We start from the raw sequence: 21513 nt of genomic DNA, 5'->3' as shown, positions 1-21513 counted from the left end.
ATTTTTATCAAAGTATGTCAGTATAATGAAGATTATTACGTCACTCACAGGAATTAAGAAGAGACCAATCTATATTCGAGTCCCTCCACTCTTCAACAAATCCAATATAGCGAGAAAGTTTAACTTGATCGAATTACCTGATGAATTTAATGACTTGAAAGAGTTTCTTGCCCTTAGGGAAACTTTAAAGAAGGCAAAAAAAGAAAATGAAGCAAAGGTTCACGTGATAGGAAATTTTTATGTTGTTGATCTAGTGAAAGGGAATATCAAGTTGGGTGAAAGTTCTCTTGTCGTGAGAGGATATGCACTAACTTATCCCTATTACAAGGCAATAGCCTATCTGAAGTCAAAAGGAGTTAATGGAAATGAAATGGCTAAAATACTCGATTATTCATGTTTCGTGTTGGACAATTACTTTTCCTATATTCCCCTTTTAGTAAGGGAAGGTTTAAAATTATACACAGAGGGAAAGTTAGATGAGTCCATAAGGCTAACAAATCGTTTTAAACGAATCATGTATGTGGGCAGAGAATCAGGAAAACCCTTAGAGGTATTAAAAAAACATTATAAAGGAAATAATTTAAAGAGAGACTGGGAACTTCTACCAGAATCTTATAAAAAAATAATATTTTACTTGTTAGACTCCAGTTTAGGACTTTTACCAGGTTCTTCCAAATACGAGCTAGGGGAAATAGATAATGTAGCAGGAGAGGAAATTGATAACGATCAAATAATATCTCCTCTAACTTTTCCTGAATTCGTTGATTTAACTAATTATGGGGTTAGGACAGTAACTCAAGGCAAGGACTTAATAATATTAGGACCCGTAAGAAGTGGAAAGAGCACCTTAAGCACTTTGATAATGAAGAGGCTTAAGGAGATAGGATTTGGTGATGTCAAGTTAATAGATTATCATGACTTAGAAGGAAATTTCGCTTTTATTAAGAAAATTCAAGATGATATTAATGACGGATCAAATTTTAGAAAGATAATAGTTCTAACTAAGGACATTTACTATACCTTAAAACCTAGGGGACAAGTAATAGAAATATTAGACCATTTCCTCTCTTCACCAAATTATAATGATTTATTGAAAGATTATGAAAGAAATATATTCAACTACTTTTACAACGTGATTCTTGATGCAGATCCAAATAAAGCCATATGGTATATTCCGTTAGTTAAGCTTGCAGAGGAATATGGGACTCCTATACCATATAAACTTGGTTTATTCACACTTACTAAAAACGGAAGAAGAGTAGGTGAAGAAGATAAAGACATAATAGTCGAGTGGTTTTCTAATGTAAATGAAGATATAAAGACGTATTTTGACGATGATTACGTAAAGGAAAGCCAGCATAAGGTAGATTTAGACAAAATTATTGATGGATTATCTTCCTATCTATTAACTAAAGTAAAAGAAGACTCTGAAACTGCAATAGACTTACTTAGACTATATTTTACAGAAGTGAACGAAAATCATGTACTAGTAAATAGTGAATTAAATAAACTACTTTTGTCAGCCGGAAAATTGTATAAGCCATCAAAATTAGCAATAAGAAAAATATTCAATGAGTTAGTCGACGTAGTATCTTCAACAAGAAATATCGACTGTATGGAACTAAAGAGAGATGTAGATCCAATAGAAAATATCATTAGTATTCTGGTTTTACTAAGGAAGAGTGAAAACAGAGAGTGTATTTCATGGGCATATGAAGAAATACTTAAATTGAAAGATAGAACAGTGATTAGCGATTTATTAAGCGATGTTATTTCTAGCTTCAACAGAGTAGGAAGAGACAAGAGATTAGCAAATCTGCTTTCGATAATAATTTACAATCTTCTTAAAGAATTTACACCAACTAGTATAGAAAAAATATTGGAGGATTTACTAGCTGTCACCCCCTTCTCTCAAATACCATTATCATTACTTTACTACAAAACAGATATGATAGATAAGATCGATGTGAAGGACCCTTTACTTTCAACTCTGATTTACTCTCTATTAATTGACTATAACGTAAGAAATAAGGAGCTTAATAAGGTCGTAACGCTCTATGATAAGTTTAGAAAAAATTACACAAAACCAAAGAATACACAACTAGACCTAAAGGAGTTTAAGGAAGTCGTCTCATACCTTTTTTCACATTATCAATTTGATAAAATCGAGGATTTTATGGATTACTTAAAAAGGAGAGCTGACGCCATAATTGGATATACATTGTTGTTAACCCATCCCAATGACGAGTCGGTTAAGGGAACAATTGAGTTGGCTGAGAAACTAATTCTACCTTGGGGGGAAATAATACTCAAGAGAATAAAGAGTTCTACTGCCACAGATGAAGACTATATGGATCTATTAAAATTGTATCAACTCCAGATACTTAAAAGCCTAGCCAATAATGAAAAATATGAAGCTAGGCTTGCCTTACAGGGAATAACTGAATTATCCTCAATTGTTCACAAAATAAGAGATGATAAAGCTAAAAGTAGTATTGCCACTGCAATTACTTTATCAAAAATGATAATAGACAATAAAGTGAAGATACTTACGAAAGTAGAGACTATTTCCGACCTATTAGTATTTTACTCTACTCTCTTTCTAATGGGTAACAAAAATGCTCTACCTTTAATAGAACTTTTAGTTTATCAAATAGATAAAAATGACCTTATACAATATAATCTCTTTACTGATTTATATAGTCTCCTCAAAGGAGAAGAAATAGATAGAAATTACTACAATTCAGTTATGCTAACTCTCATCTCTAAATATATAAATAATACGAATAAAGTTCTAGTTTTATTAGTGACATTAATAGGTATGTGGCATGTGTTAGGTTATAGAGGTTACTAACTACCATGAAAATTTTCTCAGAAAGATTTATTTGACAAAAAATAGATAATGAGTCAGCATGGAGCTTTCATTATCATTACCTACAAAGAGAGTCTACTATTATGTGCTGAAGAGTAAGAACGGTGTTACAATACGGCAAATACAAGAGGATCTAGGTTTCTCCTCAACAAGTGCTGTAAGATATCATGTGAAAAAACTCGTTGCTGCTGGTTTAGTCGAGGAAACATTGGAAGGAAAGATAGTGCCTAGAAAAGTAATTCTTGATGACGATTATATGTTGCTTTTTAACAATATCTTACCTAAAAGTGTATTCTTTGCCTCTTTCTTCCTTACCTCATTTTTCATCATAATATTTCTCATTTCCTCACATGAGCTTGCATTAGAAGTATTTTCAGCCATAGTAGTGCTTATTGGCGGAATAGTTTTCGTTGTAGATGCAATTAAAAGACACATGAGATTTACAAGAATACAGTTAGATGAGGAGTAAGATTCTCAGCCGGAGATAATCTCATCAACTAATCAGTAACATCGACCCATCATCACATTCCGAGCTCTTTCAGAACTGAATATATACGAGCATTCACCTCAATACTCTCCTTTAAGGGTCTCCTTACACTTCCTACACTTACCCCTCTATACCTCAGGGCTACTTTAACACCTGAGGGAAAATCTCCGCTCATTATTGCGTCGCTTATCTTTGATATCATCCCTTGAATCTCTAAACTCTCATTTAACTTGCCTTCCCTTACTCCCTGATATGCCCTCATCATTAACTCTGGGGCAACGTTAGCTACTGCCGATATGCATCCATTACCACCCTCAATTAGTGAGTATACAAATAAAGTATCGCTCCCTATCAGGATTTTCAGGTCATTCTTAATTTCCTTTAGACCCAAATACTTCTTGAATAAAGGTAAGTTATCAGTGGTCAACTTAATTCCATCTATAATATCTTGTTTTACCAACTTACTTATTGTCTCATATGTTATGGGAACCTTGTCAGGATATGCGTAAACATATAATGGAAGATCTAATTTCGACATCTCCTCAAAATAGCTAATTAGCCCACTTTCTGAAGGCTTATGATATATTGGAGGAATAAGTGCAATTCCTTCCATGCCCACATCAAAAGCTAGCTTACCTAATGAGAGTGTGTTCTTAAGAGAATTTTCAGAGACATTGATTACTATTTTGAGTTTTGTTATCTCTCTCAGTTTTCTTATAAACTCTTGCTTCTCACTCAAGCTCAGCATATTAAATTCTCCAGTACTACCTAAAGCAAATATCCATTTAACTCCATTTCTCTCAAGAAAATTTAAAAATAAATTTAGAGATTCGAAATCAATATCTTCATTTTCCTTAAAGGGGGTGACTATTGCGGGTACTACTCCTTCCATATTTACACATACTTAAATAGTTCGATTATATATTAAGATTTGTGAAGCTTTCTAGGCGTGAATTAATATATCTAGTAGCTGTCAGGAAATATAACGATCAGGGTAAACAAGCCAAATTAAGCTGGATAGCTAGAGATTTAAAAATCTCTCCTGCAAGCGCCTTTGAAGAGCTTCAGCACCTTGAAAAGAAGGGGTTCATAGAGAAGAAAAAGGAGGGAATCTCTATTACAGAGACAGGGATTAAAGCTATTGAGGAACTAGTTAGGGCTCACAGGATATTAGAGTATTTATTGGTAGAAATGGGTTTTTCCAAAGATGAGGCGTGCCAGTTTACCAGGGAGTTTGACTTCGCTGTTCCAAAGGAAATTATTGATAAACTTTATGAGTATTTAGGAAAACCGGGCAAGTGCCCACACGGTGAGACAATACCTTCATATTAACCAGCTAAGTCTTATTTATCACAATAAGTATAGAAATGAGAATTATTAAGATGCCCTTCTGTACATACTCTTATAGAGTAAATCAATCTGATCCTCTATTTTTTTCTTTGTTGAGAGTAATTGTTGTTTTAAGCAAATATAATCCTCTTTACTTATACACTCTTGTATTTTAATGATGTCGTTAGCTAAGTCCTTATTCTTGGAGTATTTCCTAAAGAAACCGCTCAATTCCCTCTGAACCCATGAGTAGACTGTTTTTTCATTTCTAGAGTTTACATGAAGTAATGCCTTTTCTATTGAGGTTTTAGCCAAAATCATATCCTGAATTAAAAGAAAATCTTTGTCTATTGACACAAAAATGATATATTCAAGCTAAATATAAATATCTACCTAGAACAGCAATTCCCCACCCTCCTCCGGAATCTGAGTATATTAACTTATGTCAATGAGGATTCTCAGCCGGGTGGGGTACAGTTATGATGACGTCGACATAGGCTGAGCAATGAAGAAGGGTCGATAACCTGATATATGATCTTTTTGTAAAAATATGTATATATGGAGTTAGACGAGATAGCTAACGAAATCAAAGTTTGTAGAAAGTGTAAACTCTGGATGGACAGAAGGAACGCTGTTCCTGGTGAAGGGAATCCTAAGGCTAAAGTTATGTTCATTGGAGAAGCTCCAGGGGAAACAGAAGATGAAGAGGGAAGACCTTTTGTCGGTTCAGCTGGAAAACTACTCACTAAATTGATAGAAGACACGTTGGGTATCAAAAGAGATGAAGTTTTCATAACAAACGTTGTCAAATGCAGACCACCAAATAATAGGGATCCTGAAGAAGACGAGATCACCGCTTGTTCATCATACCTTGATCTCCAAATTAGATTAATAAAACCCCAAGTAATTGTCACACTAGGTAGACATTCAACTTCTTATATTCTCTCAAAGGCTAATATTGAATTCCATTCCATAACTAAAAGTAGGGGGAAAGTATATGAATGGAAAATTGATGATCACGTAATAAATATATTTCCAACTTATCATCCTGCTGCTGCATTATATAACCCAAATCTAAGGAGCGTACTTGAGGAGGACTTTAAGATGATAAGGAAACTTATAAACGTTTCGAAAGATTCAAAAAGATATACGATTGAATTCTTCTTAGGTGGAGAAGATAGATCTAGGAATAAAAGGTAAAAAAGTAATTGTAACAGCCTCTAGCAAGGGAATAGGGTTCGCTACAGCAAAGAGGTTTGTTGAAGAGGGTGCAGAGGTAATCATATCTTCACATGATGAAAAGAACCTCATTTTAGCATATGAAAAATTAAAGACTATTGGTAAGGTTCATTATGTTACGGCAGATTTAACCAAGGCTGATGATGTTGCAAAGCTCATAGATGAAGGCTATAAGATGCTAAACGGACTAGATATATTCGTATATAATACTGGTAGTCCAAAGCCAGGAGATCTAATGACTTTAACAGATGAGGATTGGAGAAATGCATTTAACTTACTGTTAATGAGTGCAGTAGTTGCAGTAAGAGAAGCAGGTAAAAGAATGGAAAAGGATGGAAGAATTATATTAGCTACCTCATTCACCTTAAAACAACCAATGGATAATCTGGATTTATCTAATGTGGTAAGACTGTCCTTGGCAGGTCTAATAAAAGTAGCCTCAAGGGAACTAGGACCTAAAGGTATTTTAGTGAACGGAATAATGCAGGGTTGGACGTTAACAGATAGGTTAAAAGAAGTTGTTAAGAATAGGGCAAAGAACGAGAATAAGACTGAGGAGCAGGTTATTGATGAAGTGACAAGAGATATTCCACTCAGGAGATTTGGAACCCCGGAGGAAGTTGCTAATGTTATAATATTTCTGGCTTCAAGTCTAGCAACTTATGTAAATGGTGTTTTAATACCAGTTGATGGTGGAGCTATTAGAGCTACGCTTTAAAATCATTAAGGCTAATAATACCCCCTTTTTTCTTATGAAGAGAAACTTCTTTCTTTGTACTACTTAACAATTATATCTCTGATAGTCTTAATTATGATTGAGAGTGTAGTATGAAGCTTATTGAGTTTTACGTGAATAACTTCAGAAGCATATCCTCAGTCAAATTAACAGGTCTAGGAGGTCTAAATATAATAGTTGGTTATAATGGCTACGGAAAGACGAACCTCCTCACCGCCATATATCTATTTATAAAGAATTTAGGGGCAGGACTAGAAAAGAGAAACATTGAAGATAGGAATGGAGAATACATGCTTCTGTGGAGAGATTACGATGTTTCAAAACTAATTAAAATCGGCGGTGTAATAGAATTTAATGAACAAGAGGTTTTTAGGAACACGGGTAGAAACGGAAAAATCAGGGTTGAAGTAGTAAATACACTACAATACAATAATAAGTTCATTGAGTGGTCACTAGAATCTCTGAGTATAAATGGTGGAACACCTACAAAAGATGATTTAGAAATTGTTAAACAATTATTTTCCTTTGCATCTCAGGCTGTAGAGTATGTGCCAATATTCGATCAATATTACTTTGACTCTACTATGAAGAGAATGATAGACATGAATAGAAGCCCTATAAATATGAAGAGGAAATGGTATGATTTTGTAAACCTCGTCAGCAACACTATACCGGAGATTAAAGGTTTAGAGTTCTGGGACGGAGGAAAACTAGTATTAAACATACAGAACTTACCAATATATATTGACCTAGCTGCCAGTGGGTTTCAAAGAGTAATCTTAATGTTATTTATTCTATGGTTAAGTGGTAGCAAAGTTCTTTTACTGGAAGAGCCTGAGGTGAATATGTACCCCACTCTGCAGTCAAAAATCATGAGATTGATTAAGGAGTGGACTAATAACGATGTATTTCAGGTGTTCGTTACAACGCATTCTCCGTATATTGTTAGCTCTTCAGTTGACAGTTATGTTATAATGAGAAAGAAAAATGGAGTCTCCTCAGCTATTTCAGTTAGACCCGAAGAGAGATTAAAGAAAGTTCTTGGGCTGCTAAAGGCTAACATAAGTGACGTATTATTTAATAGAATAATAATATTGGCAAGTGATCTAGTTGAACCTCCTGTTATAGAAAACTGGTTAAAGAAGATTGGATTAAATAGACAGGAACTTGGAATTACTATATTTAAAGCATCTAACGATATTGAGTTGCAATTATGGCTCTCATTAAAGAACGCATTGGACTTAAATGTAATATTCTTAGGATTATGTGAGAAAATTGATAATCACCTTAGGGAATTCTGTGTCCCTCTAAACAGGGAAGTTGAAAACTACTATACCAAGGCAAAATTAATAGAAGTCATTAAGAACTTTGGAATATATCCTGATGAGAAAGAGTTAAGGGATTTAACGAAAGAGGAAACATACAGATGGTTAGTGAATGTGTTCAAAAAGAGAGGTATTGATTATGATAAGTTCAGGGGAAGTATAGGAGAACTAGTGACAACTGAAGACGGGGCTGAAATGCCTAAAGAGATGGAGATTTTGGCAAATAAAATTAAATCTTTCGAAGAAACTATATAATAATATGAGCACTGATATCCTCTCTGCTATAGGATTAACAATAATATTCGTAGGTTTAGTACTCGTTATTGTAGGAATTGTTAGTGGAATAATAAAGAGTTCTAAAAAAGAGAGGAATGAGAATCAGAGAGAGGAGACAAAAACAGAATATGGTGGAGTTATTTTTATAGGTCCAATTCCTATCGTATTCGGAAGTAATAAGGATATGGCGAAAATGGCATTAATAATAGGTGTTATAATGGTTGTACTTATCATTGCATTTGTAGTTTTAAGTTATGTAGTCTGATCATAATTTTCCTCTAACTTTCATTGCATTTACTACTCTCTCTATTGCCATTGCCATCGCAGCAGTTCTCATATCCTGATCTCCTAACTTATTATATTTGGTGTATACGTAATCAAAAGCTCTCTCCATTCTGCTAACTATTAGTTTTCTTGCCTCTTCTTCATCCATTATCTCTCCCATTTTGTTATTAGCCCATTCAACATAGCTTCCAACTACGCCTCCTGCATTAGCTAAAATATCAGGGACTACCATGATTCCCCTGTCCTTCATTACTACATCAGCGTCAGCTGTTAACGGACCATTTGCACCTTCAACTATCAACTTTGCCTTTACTTTTGGAGCATTAAACTTGTGAATTACATTCTCTATAGCAGCTGGAATGAGGATATCACAGTCACTTACTAAGAACTCCTCATTTGTGACTTTCTTACCATCTGGATAATTAAATACGCTTCCTGTGTTATCCTTAACCTCTAGCGCTTTCTTTACATCTATTCCGTTGTAGTTTATCACTCCTCCCTTTATGTCGCTTATACCAACGATTTTAGCACCCATTTCCTCTAAGAACTTTGCAGTGAAACTACCTACGTTACCAAAGCCCTGAATTAGTACTCTAGCTCCCTCTATGCCACCTAATACTTTCTCAGCTGCGAGTCTGGCTGTTGTAGCTACACCCAGACCTGTACTGTAAATTCTTGCGGGTAAGCCTCCTAATTCGATGGGTTTTCCTGTAAATGCTGCATAATCCGCTCTTCCTGTAATCTTAATGTATTCATCTACATACCAAGCCATTGTTTGAGGGTTTGTATTAACATCAGGTGCGGGAATATCAATATCACTACCTATGTATTTGTACAAAGCACCCACATATCTTCGTGATAGTTGCTCTAGCTCATCTTGCGTTAGTTTTGATGGATCCACTCTTATACCTCCTTTTCCTCCTCCATAGGGTAACAAAAGCAGAGCATTCTTCCAAGTCATCATCATAGATAAAGCAACTACCTCGTCCTGAGTAACATTTGGATGATACCTTACACCGCCCTTATAGGGACCAAGGGCACTGTTATGCTGAGATCTCCAACCCATAAAAGTTCTTACTTGACCGTCCTTACCTTTTATTTCAATCTTAACCTGAATAACTCTTTCAGGTTGAGCTAGAGTATCTAAAACATCTTCATTTAAACCTAAAATTTTACCAACATTATACAGTTTCTTTACCTGTTGCACATATAAATTAGAGGATAAAGTTTCCTCTACCGCAGAAGAATTCATATTTTATCCAAGTAATTCTTCTCTCTAAACAATTTTAATTTAGCTATAATTTGTGCTAAAATCAGTAGTAAAAACTAGTGATAAATCAAATTGCCTAATGACAATATAATCAAAGAAAAATCATGTTTTTTGTCTAAAAACTATGATTAATATCGATAAAACTACAGTGAAAATTATAGTTCCAATCAGGAAAGTGTTAAAGTCTACAGCCTGATAGGGTAATGTAGTATAACTTGGCTTAGTTAAAGTAGGTAATGTAGTGTTCAAGGGATAGTAGTTATTACCTAAGAAACTCAATTCGTTTATATAAGTCTTATACGTGTAAGAGTAATTCATTTGTTGTAATAAAACACCATTCATGGAGAAGTAAACGTAAACAGTGGAGAAATTATCACTGTACTTGTATAGGTATGCTTTAACAACGCTTCCATTGACAAGTTTTAGGTCGGTGGTGTTCACTAGAGTAACTTTTTCTCCACTCCACGTAATTTGGTTACTTCCAACACTAGGTAAGAATGTAATTATGTCTTGGTTATAAGGCTTAAAATATACCTGGAAATTAACATTGTTACCTAAAAGCACATTTTGAACAAGAGCACTTCCTGATTGTGGATAAAGTAAATAGTATAGTTCAGCCACATAGCCACCTATCTGGAAGGGATAATAAACCTCAAGATATGCGTCAGGTGTAAGAGTCTGATAAGCCTGATTGTATATACTATACACGTATAGATACGGTTTTGAAACACCATTACCGAGATCCGTTGAATTAATATTCAGTATTATGGGATCAGTATAGTTCTTTAATGTGAACACATAAGTATAATTAGCACCAGCAAACGTTGCATTTGCTAATATACCATTAGGTAATACAATATATTGCGTAGCTCTAGAGGAAGCATTTGATAGTAGGTAGAATTTATATGCAGATATATTCTGGTTCATTAACTTAAATGTGGAGTTTCCGGCGAAGTATACTACATAAGTAGCATCTTTAAGATATATCCCGTATGTCTGATTAAACATTAGGTAAGGTAAGAAATAAGGATAATGGAGGCTTAATAGCTCATCAAGTAGGTTTACAGTGTAATTACCCGAAGATATTGGTAGTGTTGCATTATTTGGCTTTGTTATGTTTAGCTTATTTACAACAACACTGACATTAACAGTTGCACCTTGATAACCATTTACCTTATAGTTAACTGAGTACAAATTAGTTTTATTACCTGAAACTTGTTTGAGGTCATATTGTAGCTGAGAATAAATTGTGAGTTGACTTATCTTTTGAGTCGAATAACTGTTATAATTAATAGCAAAACCTGTAGTTACTAACATTGGGATCAATAGTACGATTAGGGCTAATGAAAATACTCGCATCAATAAGCTACATTAACTACTATATATTAACTTTTATCCTATGTTAATTTTATTATGGAACGACCTTTAGTTGCAGTAGGAGGAGTAATACTCAAAGGCAATAAGGTTCTGTTAGTTAAAAGGAGAAACCCACCCAATAAGGGAAATTGGGCTATACCAGGAGGCAAAGTAGAATACGGTGAAACTCTAGTAGATGCTGTAAAAAGAGAAATGAAGGAGGAAACTGCCCTAGACGTGGAACCTATTGAGTTGCTAGCAGTGGTGGAAATAATAAAAGAGGGATATCACTACGTAATTTTCGACTTTATATGCAAAGTTTTAAACGGGGAATTGAATCCAGGAAGTGATGCCACAAGTGCAGATTTCCTAGGGCTTGATGAACTCCGTCGTGAGAACGTTAGCCCTACCACTATAGAGATGCTAGAGAGATACTTTAACGGAGAAAAAACTCCCTTATTTATAGTTGAAAAAAGTGTCACTCAAACCTCCAAGTAGATTTTTCTTTTCCATCTAAAATCTTAATCCCTGCATTAGCTAGAACAGATCTTATTTCATCACTTAGATCATACATCTTCCTAGCTCTTAGTATATTTCTTATTTCAACAACTGAATCTATAACCTTGTACATAGTTTCATAGCTAGGGCTAAACTCCTCGTCCATAACCCCAAAGACATAGTTAAATTGTCTAAATGCGTCAAAAGCTAACATTGCCCCCATGAAATCCCTAGTGTATTGGATTTTTGTGAAAACTAGGTTAGCAATTTCATATATATTTGAAAGAGCAGTAGCAGTATCAAAATCGTTACTCATGGCCTCATGAAACTTCCCGATTAGACTAATTATTTCTCTCTGTGTACTTATTTCCTCTTCATTGGAGTGACTTTTAGGCTCTTCTTTAATTACACTCCTTATTATACCCATTGCGTCCTTGAGTCTCTGAAGGGATGATCTAGCCTGCTCTAAGGTTTGCTCACTATAGTCTATGGAATTTCTATATTTAGTAGACAGGTACCAGAACCTTAAAACGCTGGGACCCCATTTCTTTAACGCTTCATTCAGTGGTATTATATTTCCAAGCGACTTACTCATCTTCTCCTTGTTTATTGTGAGATAAGCTACATGAACCCAGTATTTAACCCATATCTTACCTAATAGAGACTCACTCTGTGCCCTTTCATTCTCGTGGTGGGGAAAGACTAGATCCACACCTCCACCGTGTATATCAAACTGCTCACCGAGATATCTAGTTGACATTGTAGAGCATTCGATATGCCAGCCTGGTCTACCCTTACCCCATGGCGATTCCCAATAGGGCTCTCCGGGCTTCCATGCCTTCCATAAAGCAAAATCATAGGGATTTTTCTTCTCCTTAACTATTTCTTCTCCCTGATTCCACTCCTCTTTTTTACTCCCTGATAATAACCCATAACTAGGGAAGGAATCCACATCAAAGTAGACACTTCCACTAGAAGTTATGTAAGCATGACCTTTATCTACTAGTTTTTGAACAAAATCAATTATTTCCTGGATGTGACTGGTTACTCTAGGATGTTGATCTATTTCTACCTTCAAAGCTTTAAGTGATTCCATGTAGTCCTTTGTGTAATAATCTACTATTTCTCTCCAATCTTTGCCTGTCTCATTGGCTCTTTTAATTATTTTATCGTCTATATCGGTAATGTTTTGAACTCTTATTACGTTGAAGCCCCTCAACTTAAGGTATCTCACTATACCATCAAAACCCACAAATGCTCTACCATGACCTATATGAACGTAGTCATAAACCGTAGGACCACAGACATACATTTTTACCGTTAATGGATCAAATGATTCAAAAGTCTCTATTCTTCTACCCAGAGTGTTGTAAAGCCTCAGAGGATTCAAGACTAACCACCCATAAGTAAATTGTGTGTCCTTTCTCTTATTTTAGGTATTATCCTTAGCTCTTCTGCTTTTATATTCAATTGAGAAGCTAACTTCACTGAAGCTAGTCCTGCAATCAGAAACATGCCGGATATGTTCTTCAGTATACTCTTATAAGGTGGATAAATTAACTCTGCATTTATTAGAGAAGCTGTAGCCTCGTCTATCTTATCAGAGGGAATAACAATTGGTATAAACTGATTTCCCTGTTGTGACGAGTAAAGTTCTATCTCGTTATGGTTAGCCTCAGGTAACTGAGAGAAAAAGGCTGGATACTTAGCATTCTCATTTACTTCCTGTTTAAATCTTTCAGCAATAGGGAGTAAATCTGAAGCATAAAATATAGGAACCTTTCCAGTGATCCTATTGGCTATTCGTGTACTTACCTCTGACAACATGGTGAAATTGTCCTGTATTCCATCAACTAAATCTTGTACTCTATAGTTAGATCCTGTACTCTGGTTAAGGATTCTAACAAGATATGTGAAAATATACGGAAAAATAAATCGTGTCTGATAGCCTTGGGGTAAGCTTAATAAAGGATATCCTTTACTTTCAGCTATCTCCTTAAGTTTACCTCCAGAGGTAATGACTATTATCTCCTTTACACCTAATTCTTGAGCCCTCTTTACCCCAGCAAGTGTCTCTGCAGTGTTACCAGAATAACTTACCGCTACAACTGTAGTTTTTGAATCAACGTTTACCTTGTAACTCCTGAACAGCTTATACTCCACAGGTAAGTCTAGGAGTTTTAGGACTTCACCTGGTATTCCGCTTCCGCCAATACCAAAATAAGCTATTTTTTCAGCGGTTTTAACGCCGGGTATATCACGGGAAATTGCGTCTTCATAAAACTCTTTCCACCTCTCGTAAACATTACTCACCCTTTATCACCATACTGAAGTTAAGAGATGGTGGGTTTGACAAAATTGAGGTCGTTATGCTTTCAACTCCAATTTTCTTGAGATGTGGTCTTAATTTCAGAAGGGACATAGATATTGAAAGTGATGTTGCTGAGAGATACTCCTCAAGTAATGAGGATATTTTACTTCCTGTTAATAACGAGATGTGGGTAGGCTGAAACAGATAAATGAATACCACATTAACTCTCTGCGTAAACAACAAAAACGACGATAGAGCTTCTTCCCATCTCTGGGAATCTAATGCCTCGTTAAAGGAATCTAACAAACCCTTCTGCTTCTTAACCTCAGATCTAAGGAATCTTATTAACTCAGCTTCATTAAAACTAAGACCTGCCTCGCTTATCTCATCCAATTTCTTCGTTAAATTTTCAAAACCTGTTTTCTCCATAACAAGTATCTCTTGGTAAATTTACTATAAATGAGTTACCTATTGCATAAATTAGATGAAAAGGCAAGTGTTAAAGATGGCTACTGCTGAAAATTATAAATTTCTTCCTAGGAATCTGGCTTCCTCCTCACCTTAAATGGCGAGGCTTTCCTCATATTATAAGATGGGTCTCATGGATGGTGTTACTGATCTATTTATTGCGTCAGAAAAGAACATACACGAAACGTAATCTTCATAATTAACATAAAAGTTAATTATTAGTTATTATATAAGTAGTTAAATATTAATATATCCAAAAATCTACGTATGTATAGTTTATTAACTTTGATTTAGAAATATTAAAAATAAGGTGACTGTAATGGAGAAGTTAGTTGTAGTAGGTGGTGGAGCAGCAGGAATGAGTGCATCTTCTAAAGTTAGAAGACTAAAACCAGAGATGGATATTGAGGTATTCGAGTCAACGAAATTCGTAAGCCATGCGCCCTGTGGAATACCTTATTTTATCGAGGGACTTTTTGATGATGAAAGTTTATTCATGACATACACGCCTGAGTTCTTCAAAGAAAAGAGGAAAATAGACGTTAAAACAGGTATAAGAATAACTGAAATTGACTTCTCAGGAAGAACTATTTATGGAGAAACTGCCAATAAAGAAAAAATAAAGAGAGAGTATGATTACTTACTCTTAAGTACAGGAGCTAAGCCTAAAAAAGTAGAGACTGAAGGCAATGAGAGAGTGTTTTATGTTCACCATCCAGCAGACGCCCTAGAATTAAGAAAGCAACTATGGTCATTAAATACTGTAGCCATCATAGGTGGAGGTATACTAGGACTTGAAATGGTTGAAGCATTAGTTGAAAGAGGAAAGAAGGTCGTACTGATACATAAGGGAGACTATCTTCTCAATAGGAGTTTAGATAATGAGTTAGGCAAGATTATCACGAGTATTGTGATGAAGGATGCAGAGGTTAAGCTTAATGAAAGGTTGGAGGTAATAAAGAGAGGGGGAAGGTTAGTAGTTACAGACAAGGGAAATTATGAGGTAGACGGGACAGTAGTCGCAATAGGTGTTGAGCCTAATGTTGACCTTGTTAAAGGTAAGTTAACGTTAGGAGATACAGGTGCAATAAAAGTTGATAGACATATGAGAACCACTCTAAAAGATGTCTACTCTGCTGGAGACAACACGGAAGTTGTAAACCTACTTACGGGGAGACCCCAGTGGGTACCCTTTGCGCCAGTTGCCAATAAAATGGGTTACGTGGCTGGAAGTAACATAGGAGGGAAGGAGATGACATTCCCCGGTACAGTTAACACTCAAGTCACTAAATATAAGGACTATTACATAGCTAGGGTTGGCTTAAACGAGGAAGAAGCTAGAAAACACGGTTTCCATGTCATATCAGCTTCAATTAACAGTAAAACGAGGGCAAGATATTATCCAGGAGGAGGTGATATATATGTTAAAATTATTGCAGATGAAGAAAGTAGAAAGATATTAGGCGGGCAGATAATTGGAGTAGAGGAAGTTTTAGGCAGAATAAATATGCTAGCAGGAATGTTATACAAGGGCTTCACAATTGATGACGTGTTTTTCACCGAGATGGGCTATTTACCAGCAATAAATAGAGTGTGGGATCCTGTTATCGTAGCTATAAGACGGTTAATGAAGGACGATTAGGATATGGTAATACTAATTGGTATTACGCCATATTTAAATATTACATTAATAAAATTATAACAAAGAATGAGTAATACCAATGAACTTGCTGTAATACTGAATGAAGTAATACAAAGATATATAAGAGAATACTTCAATATTTATGTTCCTAGGGGAGATTTTAAAGAAAGCGATGCCTCACTAATTACCAACGATATCGTAAAAGAGGTAATTCCAACCAGACTAAATATGGAAGTTTATGCAATAGATGGTAGTAGTAGAAGTATTTTTTCCGCCGGTGGAACAATAAGTATATCCACAGTTGCAGTGTCTTCTTCTAACAAGCCTGTGTACGGAGTTTATCCAGGTTTGTTTGGTTTAAAAGGATTAGAAATTCAGAAGCCCTTTATAGCCTTAGCCCCTTCATCGAACTCTAAAGGAACAATAAATCCGTACTTATATTCATCAAAGTACATTATGACATTTTCGCTAGATGGTACACCTTTCCAATCTACAATAGAACCTGAAAGAATAGAAACTGAGTTAAGAGCTATATTAGAAACTGAAGCTTTGAAAGTATTAAAAAATAAGGGTTTAGTCTTAGTTGATGGACCATTATTCCCCTCCTATGTATACCTCCCTGAGAGGGTCAAAACTAAAATCATAAATGAACGTCTTTCAATTTTAGATCAAAATTTTATTGGAGTAGTTAAAAGGATAGACAAGTCAGACCTGTTAATAAGAACCTTATCTAGTAATAAGGAACTAACAGCAAAATATAAGGTGGACCCTCGTGGGTTTTTATCAGATGAGGCTTACTTGTATCAGTTTGTTAGATTTAATTATAATCCACCATATCCCACGTTATGTATTGGACCCCTTGTTAAAGATGTGAATGAAAGGGTTAAAGTATTTGTAAATTACATGATTTATCCTATTCATAAATACGTACCAAAATTCTCTATTCTCAGGATAGAATCAATAGGCAAAAACGCTGTAGATAGATTATCTTCCTTGAAATTCACAACTGAAGGAATACCTTTGGCTTTAGCCGTAGCAGACAAGACTGCAAAAGAATTGTCGTCAGGCATACTGAGATTTATTATGTTCTCGCTAGATAGAATTGGGGTCCAGGAGAGTTTCAGAAACAAATTTGAGGTGCTTGATGTTGTCTGAAGATTTTTCGATGAAGATTAAAGACCAGATAGAGAAAGCCAAGGCATTGGCTATCACGTTAGGTGATATTATAGGAAGAGTATCACGTGGAATTCCGAGTAAGGTTGATGAAAACAACACGCAGGTTAATGTAGTTATTGATCCTGTGACTTATTATAAGTACCCTTTTTTGGGAAAGATCGGGGTTTTATTGGGAGCTATTGACATAAAGACTTTGTACTTTGTTCTGCTAAGAGTCATAGGATATGAGAGAAGTGACGTGTCGTCATTACTATATCCAGATTCGCCAATAATATCAAGTAATGAAATAGGGGAAGAGGAACCAGGCTCCCTAATATCTAACGTGGTAATTAAATGTGAACCGCTCACTAAAGTAAATTTTCTGGAGTCTACAGAGCCAGAGTCAGCTGACCTAGTTGTTGAGCCACAATCACCAGTTATTTTACCTAGAGCAGAGGTAATAGAGAGGTCGCTAGATACCAATAGAGGTCTTTTGAGATTAGGCTACTTAGATAATCACGTAGGCAATATAAAAGTGAGCATCAGCCTAGATGACCTAAACTACCATACACTGATATTGGGGACAACTGGAGCAGGAAAAACATCATTTGTAAAAGACGTAATTGCAGGTATTTACTCAATAGCAGAGCTTACTAAGGTGTTTGTTTTTGATGCAACAGGAGACTATTATCACGTTTTTTTACCGCCTGATAAAACGGACAAGAACGTAAGTCAAAGTTTAGCCCTTTTCGAGTCTCTTTACCCTAAGTTGTCAGGATTAAATCTAAGTATAATTTACCCTCTATCAAGAAAGTGGATCAGGAAATACACTAACGGAAACAAGGATCTTTTATCAATAACAAATGCATATTTCAAACTTTACGTATATCCAATGATAAACTACCTGTCCAAAAAAGGATACAAATTTTACCACAGTGTATCTGAGGGAAGAATAGTAGTCTCAAACAGTGAGTGGAAATCTGAGGTCGAAATATTTCCATTTTATTTTAAGTTTGATGAGATAAAGAAAGTTTTACCTAGACTAAATCCTTATTTCTCTGAGCAGGCTACCCAATTTCTTAAGATTCTATTGAAGAGAAAAGGAAAAGACTACAATTCTCTAGCTAGCCTCACTGAATCTCTTGAGGATTATGACTTGGATAATTTGAGTATTCACAAAAGCACTAAGGAGAATATATTAAGAGGATTATATTTGCTCAGATCGACAGGTCTATTTGACGTGGGCGTAAAGAGAGAACCTTTAGGAAGACTACTGACATCTGATAGAAAGTTGTTAATTCTAGATCTTTATAATAGCGAATTAGATGACTTCGCTCAGAAAATTGTAACTTATTATTTTCTTGATAAAATATTTGAAATAAGGGAGGCTCAGATGAAAATAGGCTCGTTAAAGGAAAGGCTTGTATTGATAATCGACGAGGCTCATAAATTCTTCCCCTCTGGTAAAGGTTCTGAAGAGGACGCAAACTATGTTAGAAAAGTGGCAGGAAAGATATCATCTATGATGAGGCTAGGTAGGAGAAGAAAAATTGGCTTTATATTCTCTACCCATAACCCAACTGATCTATCAGATATAATAGTACAGTTGGCAAATACGAAGATCATTTTCAGAATAAAGCCAGAGGTAGCAGAATCCTTAGGCTTGTCGAAGATAGAAGCTAAAATATTGAGTTGGGAAAAAAATGGAGTGGCTTACCTAATATCCCCCTGGTTAAGGGAGGGTAAAATTAAAATACGAGTACCTGTTCCTCCACCATTAGGACATTATGATTTGTCAAAGGCGAGTTAAATGAGTGAGTTACAGAACGTTCTTAAAAAAATGAAATTAAAAGGAGATAAAGAGTCAACAATAGATTTTCTTAAAACAGTTGCTAGACTGTTACCCCCATCCGACGATTACGGAATATCACTGACAAAGAAGGGTGTTCATGAGTATGTATTGGACAGAAGAGGTGTAGTAATTATATCTTTATCACTTGAAGAATATTTGCCAATATTTTCAGCAGACAGCAAAAGAATAGAATACAATGAAATACCTGAAGATGTTATTAAAGTGATAAAAACTAATTGGAAGCAAATATTGGGTCAATTAAGGGATTATTTACTTGAATACTCCAAGATAGATAAAAAATATTTAGAAGTGGCTGATCAAGTTAATAGTGTCATATTTGAGAATATCTGAAACCAAGGTCTCCTCACTAAAAATAATTCATTACGAGCACATAAATTATCTAGGTAGACTGCACGGAGGTGTAATGCTGAACTTCCTAGTGGATACTGGAATGATGTCAGCGATAAGGGTGGCTAAAGGTTTAGCGGTTATAGCATCACTTGACGACGTTATATTTAAGAAACCAATATCATTAGGAGATAACATAGCAGTGGAAGCGGAAGCAGAATATGTAGGCAACTCTTCTGTAGAAGTATCTATGAGAGCCTTAAGAGACGAAGAGACATTAGTCGAAGCAACAGGTACATACGTGAAAATAGACGATTTATTCAAACCCATAATAATAGAGAACAAACTGATCGCTGATACGGAAGAGGAAAAGAGAAGAATGGAGAAGGCTATTCAAAGGAGAAATGAAAGACAAAGAGATATTAAGGACAGGGTTGAAAAGAAGTTTGATATCACTGATCCTACAGAAGGATTGAGATATAGATTGTCGTCAAAGATATTTATAACACCTGACATGACCTATGACGGAAAGATAATTTCTGCTGGAAAATTACTTAAAGCGATGGATGACCTAGGCGGTGTATTATGTGGAAGATATATAAAACAGAGTGAACCTGGAACTGTAGTTACCGTTGCAGTCAATAGAATGAGTTTCTATACGCCAATTAGGTTAGGCGATATCGTGGAGATAAGAGCAGGAATAATATATGTAGGAAATACATCAATAGAAACACTGATTAATGTGATTCGAATAGATCCAAAAACTATGATGAAAGAACACATAACCACAGGTTACTTCACCTATGTTAGGGTTGACTCAACTGGAAAACCCATAAGAGTACCTAGCTATACACCAGAAACTGAAGTAGAAAAGAAATATTATGAAGAAGTTTTAAGAAGAAAGAAACTAATTACCACTAGGTAGAATTAGAAACGATGACTTTCTTTTTATTTTCAACTCTTTGTCTTTTTTCACTAATGTAGTCATACATTATAAAAAACGATAACGAAAACCCGAAGAAACTGAAGAAATAAGCTTGAGATATCGACATCGGATTTACCAATCCTGAGAGGTAACTACCCATGGCAGATGCTAAGTTATTTCCAGCACTAAAGAGACCTAATATGGATCCCCTATTTTTCTTTAAATCCTTAAATATAAGAGAAAATAACGCTGTATTATATAGAGGGTATAGACTACCAAAAGATATAAATAACAAGACAGTAAGAAAGCTAAAATTAATCTTCATAAAGAGCAAATACCCCACTAAAGCTACCAAAAAACCTCTAAGAGCTATCGAAATAAAGATATAATATAATTCATTGTCCCTAACTAAATTTGGTGAGATGTAGTAAATGTATTCATCTATCATATACAGTATAGTGTAGCTAACGAAATAGGTCCATGAAGGCAATGTTAACAAATTAAGTAATGGGATGTAGACCACATAAAAGACCTCTGCAGAAAGGTTAAATATAGAATAAGAGATTAAAGGTTTAAGTAACCTCCTAGTATCCCTTATTCTCTCTACCTTATCCTCTCTTATATCCCCCTTATACCTCGGTATCAATATGGCATTTAAGACAGCAGCGATTGTAAAGAATATAATTATAGTGAAGAACTTTAACTTAAATGTGCCCATTATACTACCTATTATATTTCCAGCCAACGATAGCTGAGATAACATGGAATTTGCGACCACAGCCTTATCCATGGAAAATCTCTCTAACAATAATATGGAGTATATAGGTGAATCTAGGGCAGTAAAAAATCCTAACAGAGCATATCCCACTAGACCTAAACTTGTATCGAAGATTAACAGTGTGATTCCAATACCAGATACAGGGAGTATTATAAAGAATATGTATCTTTCCCTCACTCTATCAATTATCCTACCCCATACGTACGATCCTAAACCCACTGCTAACTCATTTAGCATCATACTTATTCCTAATAAAGCAGTGGAGTGAGTCTGATCATAGAGTACTAAAGGATAAAGCAAAGACAATAATGTTGATCCGGCTACTATGAATGCTTGCCCTATGAATAGCTTCACGTTAGTT

The 21513-nt window shown here is 35.3% G+C and carries 21 protein-coding genes; 13 read left to right on the top strand and 8 right to left on the bottom strand.

The genetic code is table 11. The features are described 5' to 3' along the window. The first annotated feature begins 25 nt into the window (after nucleotides 1-25). Complete coding sequence (locus tag SACI_RS00785; protein WP_015385374.1) at nucleotides 26-2854, top strand: hypothetical protein; 2829 nt, start codon at nucleotides 26-28, stop codon at nucleotides 2852-2854. 58 nt (nucleotides 2855-2912) lie between these two features. Beyond that, nucleotides 2913-3341, top strand: a complete 429-nt coding sequence (locus SACI_RS00780; RefSeq protein ID WP_011277085.1) for a winged helix-turn-helix domain-containing protein — start codon at nucleotides 2913-2915, stop codon at nucleotides 3339-3341. Nucleotides 3342-3393: 52 nt separating this feature from the next. Here the strand turns inward: SACI_RS00780 and SACI_RS00775 are convergent, their stop codons facing one another. Then, a complete protein-coding gene (locus tag SACI_RS00775; RefSeq protein ID WP_011277084.1) occupies nucleotides 3394-4251 on the bottom strand; it encodes a dihydrodipicolinate synthase family protein in 858 nt (285 codons plus the stop codon). Nucleotides 4252-4292: 41 nt separating this feature from the next. Between SACI_RS00775 and SACI_RS00770 the strand changes: the two genes are divergently transcribed. After that, the gene (locus SACI_RS00770) at nucleotides 4293-4691 is read left to right on the top strand and encodes a metal-dependent transcriptional regulator (protein ID WP_011277083.1); all 399 of its coding nucleotides are present in this window, start codon (nucleotides 4293-4295) and stop codon (nucleotides 4689-4691) included. A gap of 45 nt (nucleotides 4692-4736) precedes the next feature. On the opposite strand, the gene SACI_RS00765 is transcribed toward SACI_RS00770, so the two are convergent. After that, the gene (locus SACI_RS00765; protein WP_011277082.1) at nucleotides 4737-5045 is read right to left on the bottom strand and encodes a hypothetical protein; all 309 of its coding nucleotides are present in this window, start codon (nucleotides 5043-5045) and stop codon (nucleotides 4737-4739) included. 201 nt (nucleotides 5046-5246) lie between these two features. Here SACI_RS00765 and udg point away from each other — a divergent pair, with 201 nt between their 5' ends. From udg to SACI_RS00745, 4 genes are all read left to right on the top strand, one after another. Continuing rightward, complete coding sequence (gene udg / locus SACI_RS00760) at nucleotides 5247-5888, top strand: type-4 uracil-DNA glycosylase (RefSeq protein WP_011277081.1); 642 nt, start codon at nucleotides 5247-5249, stop codon at nucleotides 5886-5888. After that, the gene (locus SACI_RS00755; RefSeq protein ID WP_048054416.1) at nucleotides 5866-6645 is read left to right on the top strand and encodes an SDR family oxidoreductase; all 780 of its coding nucleotides are present in this window, start codon (nucleotides 5866-5868) and stop codon (nucleotides 6643-6645) included. The genes udg and SACI_RS00755 overlap by 23 nt, the downstream gene beginning before the upstream one ends. Nucleotides 6646-6755: 110 nt before the next feature. Continuing rightward, a complete protein-coding gene (locus SACI_RS00750) occupies nucleotides 6756-8243 on the top strand; it encodes an ATP-dependent nuclease (RefSeq protein ID WP_011277079.1) in 1488 nt (495 codons plus the stop codon). Between the two features lie 4 nt (nucleotides 8244-8247). Further along, a complete protein-coding gene (locus SACI_RS00745; protein WP_011277078.1) occupies nucleotides 8248-8529 on the top strand; it encodes a TIGR00304 family membrane protein in 282 nt (93 codons plus the stop codon). On the opposite strand, the gene SACI_RS00740 is transcribed toward SACI_RS00745, so the two are convergent. Beyond that, nucleotides 8530-9801 carry a Glu/Leu/Phe/Val family dehydrogenase gene (locus tag SACI_RS00740; protein WP_011277077.1) on the bottom strand — a complete coding sequence of 424 codons (1272 nt, stop codon included), beginning with the start codon at nucleotides 9799-9801 and terminating at the stop codon, nucleotides 8530-8532. A 120-nt stretch (nucleotides 9802-9921) separates the two neighbouring features. Next, nucleotides 9922-11178 carry a hypothetical protein gene (locus tag SACI_RS00735; protein ID WP_011277076.1) on the bottom strand — a complete coding sequence of 419 codons (1257 nt, stop codon included), beginning with the start codon at nucleotides 11176-11178 and terminating at the stop codon, nucleotides 9922-9924. Between the two features lie 54 nt (nucleotides 11179-11232). On the opposite strand from SACI_RS00735, the gene SACI_RS00730 reads away from it, so the two are divergent. After that, entirely contained in the window at nucleotides 11233-11673 is a 441-nt protein-coding gene (locus tag SACI_RS00730) for an NUDIX hydrolase (RefSeq protein ID WP_011277075.1), read from the top strand. Here the strand turns inward: SACI_RS00730 and cysS are convergent. The 3 genes from cysS to SACI_RS11970 are packed head-to-tail and all read right to left on the bottom strand — an operon-like array spanning nucleotide 11654 to nucleotide 14413. After that, nucleotides 11654-13063, bottom strand: a complete 1410-nt coding sequence (gene cysS / locus SACI_RS00725; RefSeq protein ID WP_011277074.1) for a cysteine--tRNA ligase — start codon at nucleotides 13061-13063, stop codon at nucleotides 11654-11656. The two genes, SACI_RS00730 and cysS, sit on opposite strands and share 20 nt — an antisense overlap. Nucleotides 13064-13065: 2 nt before the next feature. Next, complete coding sequence (locus SACI_RS00720) at nucleotides 13066-13986, bottom strand: bifunctional phosphoglucose/phosphomannose isomerase (RefSeq protein WP_011277073.1); 921 nt, start codon at nucleotides 13984-13986, stop codon at nucleotides 13066-13068. Next, nucleotides 13979-14413: a hypothetical protein gene (locus tag SACI_RS11970; RefSeq protein ID WP_011277072.1), complete on the bottom strand. Its 435-nt coding sequence runs from the start codon at nucleotides 14411-14413 to the stop codon at nucleotides 13979-13981. The genes SACI_RS00720 and SACI_RS11970 overlap by 8 nt, the downstream gene beginning before the upstream one ends. A gap of 358 nt (nucleotides 14414-14771) precedes the next feature. On the opposite strand from SACI_RS11970, the gene SACI_RS00710 reads away from it, so the two are divergent. The 5 genes from SACI_RS00710 to SACI_RS00690 all read left to right on the top strand — a co-directional run bounded on the left by SACI_RS00710 (nucleotide 14772) and on the right by SACI_RS00690 (nucleotide 20374). Next, nucleotides 14772-16094 carry an FAD-dependent oxidoreductase gene (locus SACI_RS00710; RefSeq protein WP_011277071.1) on the top strand — a complete coding sequence of 441 codons (1323 nt, stop codon included), beginning with the start codon at nucleotides 14772-14774 and terminating at the stop codon, nucleotides 16092-16094. Nucleotides 16095-16160: 66 nt separating this feature from the next. After that, nucleotides 16161-17249, top strand: a complete 1089-nt coding sequence (locus SACI_RS00705; protein WP_011277070.1) for a DNA double-strand break repair nuclease NurA — start codon at nucleotides 16161-16163, stop codon at nucleotides 17247-17249. Then, nucleotides 17242-19059: an ATP-binding protein gene (locus tag SACI_RS00700; protein ID WP_011277069.1), complete on the top strand. Its 1818-nt coding sequence runs from the start codon at nucleotides 17242-17244 to the stop codon at nucleotides 19057-19059. The genes SACI_RS00705 and SACI_RS00700 overlap by 8 nt, the downstream gene beginning before the upstream one ends. Continuing rightward, nucleotides 19060-19452, top strand: a complete 393-nt coding sequence (locus SACI_RS00695; protein WP_011277068.1) for a hypothetical protein — start codon at nucleotides 19060-19062, stop codon at nucleotides 19450-19452. Then, nucleotides 19430-20374 (top strand): acyl-CoA thioesterase, encoded by a 945-nt coding sequence (locus SACI_RS00690; RefSeq protein WP_015385370.1) that lies wholly within the window; start codon nucleotides 19430-19432, stop codon nucleotides 20372-20374. The genes SACI_RS00695 and SACI_RS00690 overlap by 23 nt, the downstream gene beginning before the upstream one ends. Here SACI_RS00690 and SACI_RS00685 read toward each other — a convergent pair. Beyond that, a complete protein-coding gene (locus tag SACI_RS00685) occupies nucleotides 20367-21506 on the bottom strand; it encodes an MFS transporter (protein ID WP_015385369.1) in 1140 nt (379 codons plus the stop codon). The genes SACI_RS00690 and SACI_RS00685 overlap by 8 nt on opposite strands. Between the last annotated feature and the right edge of the window lie 7 nt (nucleotides 21507-21513).

Origin of the sequence: Sulfolobus acidocaldarius DSM 639 (genome assembly GCF_000012285.1) — an archaeon.
GTDB classification, from domain to species: Archaea; Thermoproteota; Thermoprotei_A; order Sulfolobales; family Sulfolobaceae; genus Sulfolobus; species Sulfolobus acidocaldarius.
Note: the sequence above shows the minus strand (reverse complement) of the source record. Positions and strands in the feature narration are given on the sequence as shown.

Coding starts and splice junctions, on each gene's coding strand:
- SACI_RS00705 (WP_011277070.1), top strand. CDS start 16,161: ATGAGTAATACCAATGAACTTGCTGTAATACTGAATGAAGTAATACAA.
- SACI_RS00785 (WP_015385374.1), top strand. CDS start 26: ATGAAGATTATTACGTCACTCACAGGAATTAAGAAGAGACCAATCTAT.
- SACI_RS00780 (WP_011277085.1), top strand. CDS start 2,913: ATGGAGCTTTCATTATCATTACCTACAAAGAGAGTCTACTATTATGTG.
- SACI_RS00775 (WP_011277084.1), bottom strand. CDS start 4,251: ATGGAAGGAGTAGTACCCGCAATAGTCACCCCCTTTAAGGAAAATGAA.
- SACI_RS00730 (WP_011277075.1), top strand. CDS start 11,233: ATGGAACGACCTTTAGTTGCAGTAGGAGGAGTAATACTCAAAGGCAAT.
- SACI_RS11970 (WP_011277072.1), bottom strand. CDS start 14,413: ATGGAGAAAACAGGTTTTGAAAATTTAACGAAGAAATTGGATGAGATA.
- SACI_RS00710 (WP_011277071.1), top strand. CDS start 14,772: ATGGAGAAGTTAGTTGTAGTAGGTGGTGGAGCAGCAGGAATGAGTGCA.
- SACI_RS00695 (WP_011277068.1), top strand. CDS start 19,060: ATGAGTGAGTTACAGAACGTTCTTAAAAAAATGAAATTAAAAGGAGAT.
- SACI_RS00745 (WP_011277078.1), top strand. CDS start 8,248: ATGAGCACTGATATCCTCTCTGCTATAGGATTAACAATAATATTCGTA.
- udg (WP_011277081.1), top strand. CDS start 5,247: ATGGAGTTAGACGAGATAGCTAACGAAATCAAAGTTTGTAGAAAGTGT.
- SACI_RS00740 (WP_011277077.1), bottom strand. CDS start 9,801: ATGAATTCTTCTGCGGTAGAGGAAACTTTATCCTCTAATTTATATGTG.
- SACI_RS00735 (WP_011277076.1), bottom strand. CDS start 11,178: ATGCGAGTATTTTCATTAGCCCTAATCGTACTATTGATCCCAATGTTA.
- SACI_RS00750 (WP_011277079.1), top strand. CDS start 6,756: ATGAAGCTTATTGAGTTTTACGTGAATAACTTCAGAAGCATATCCTCA.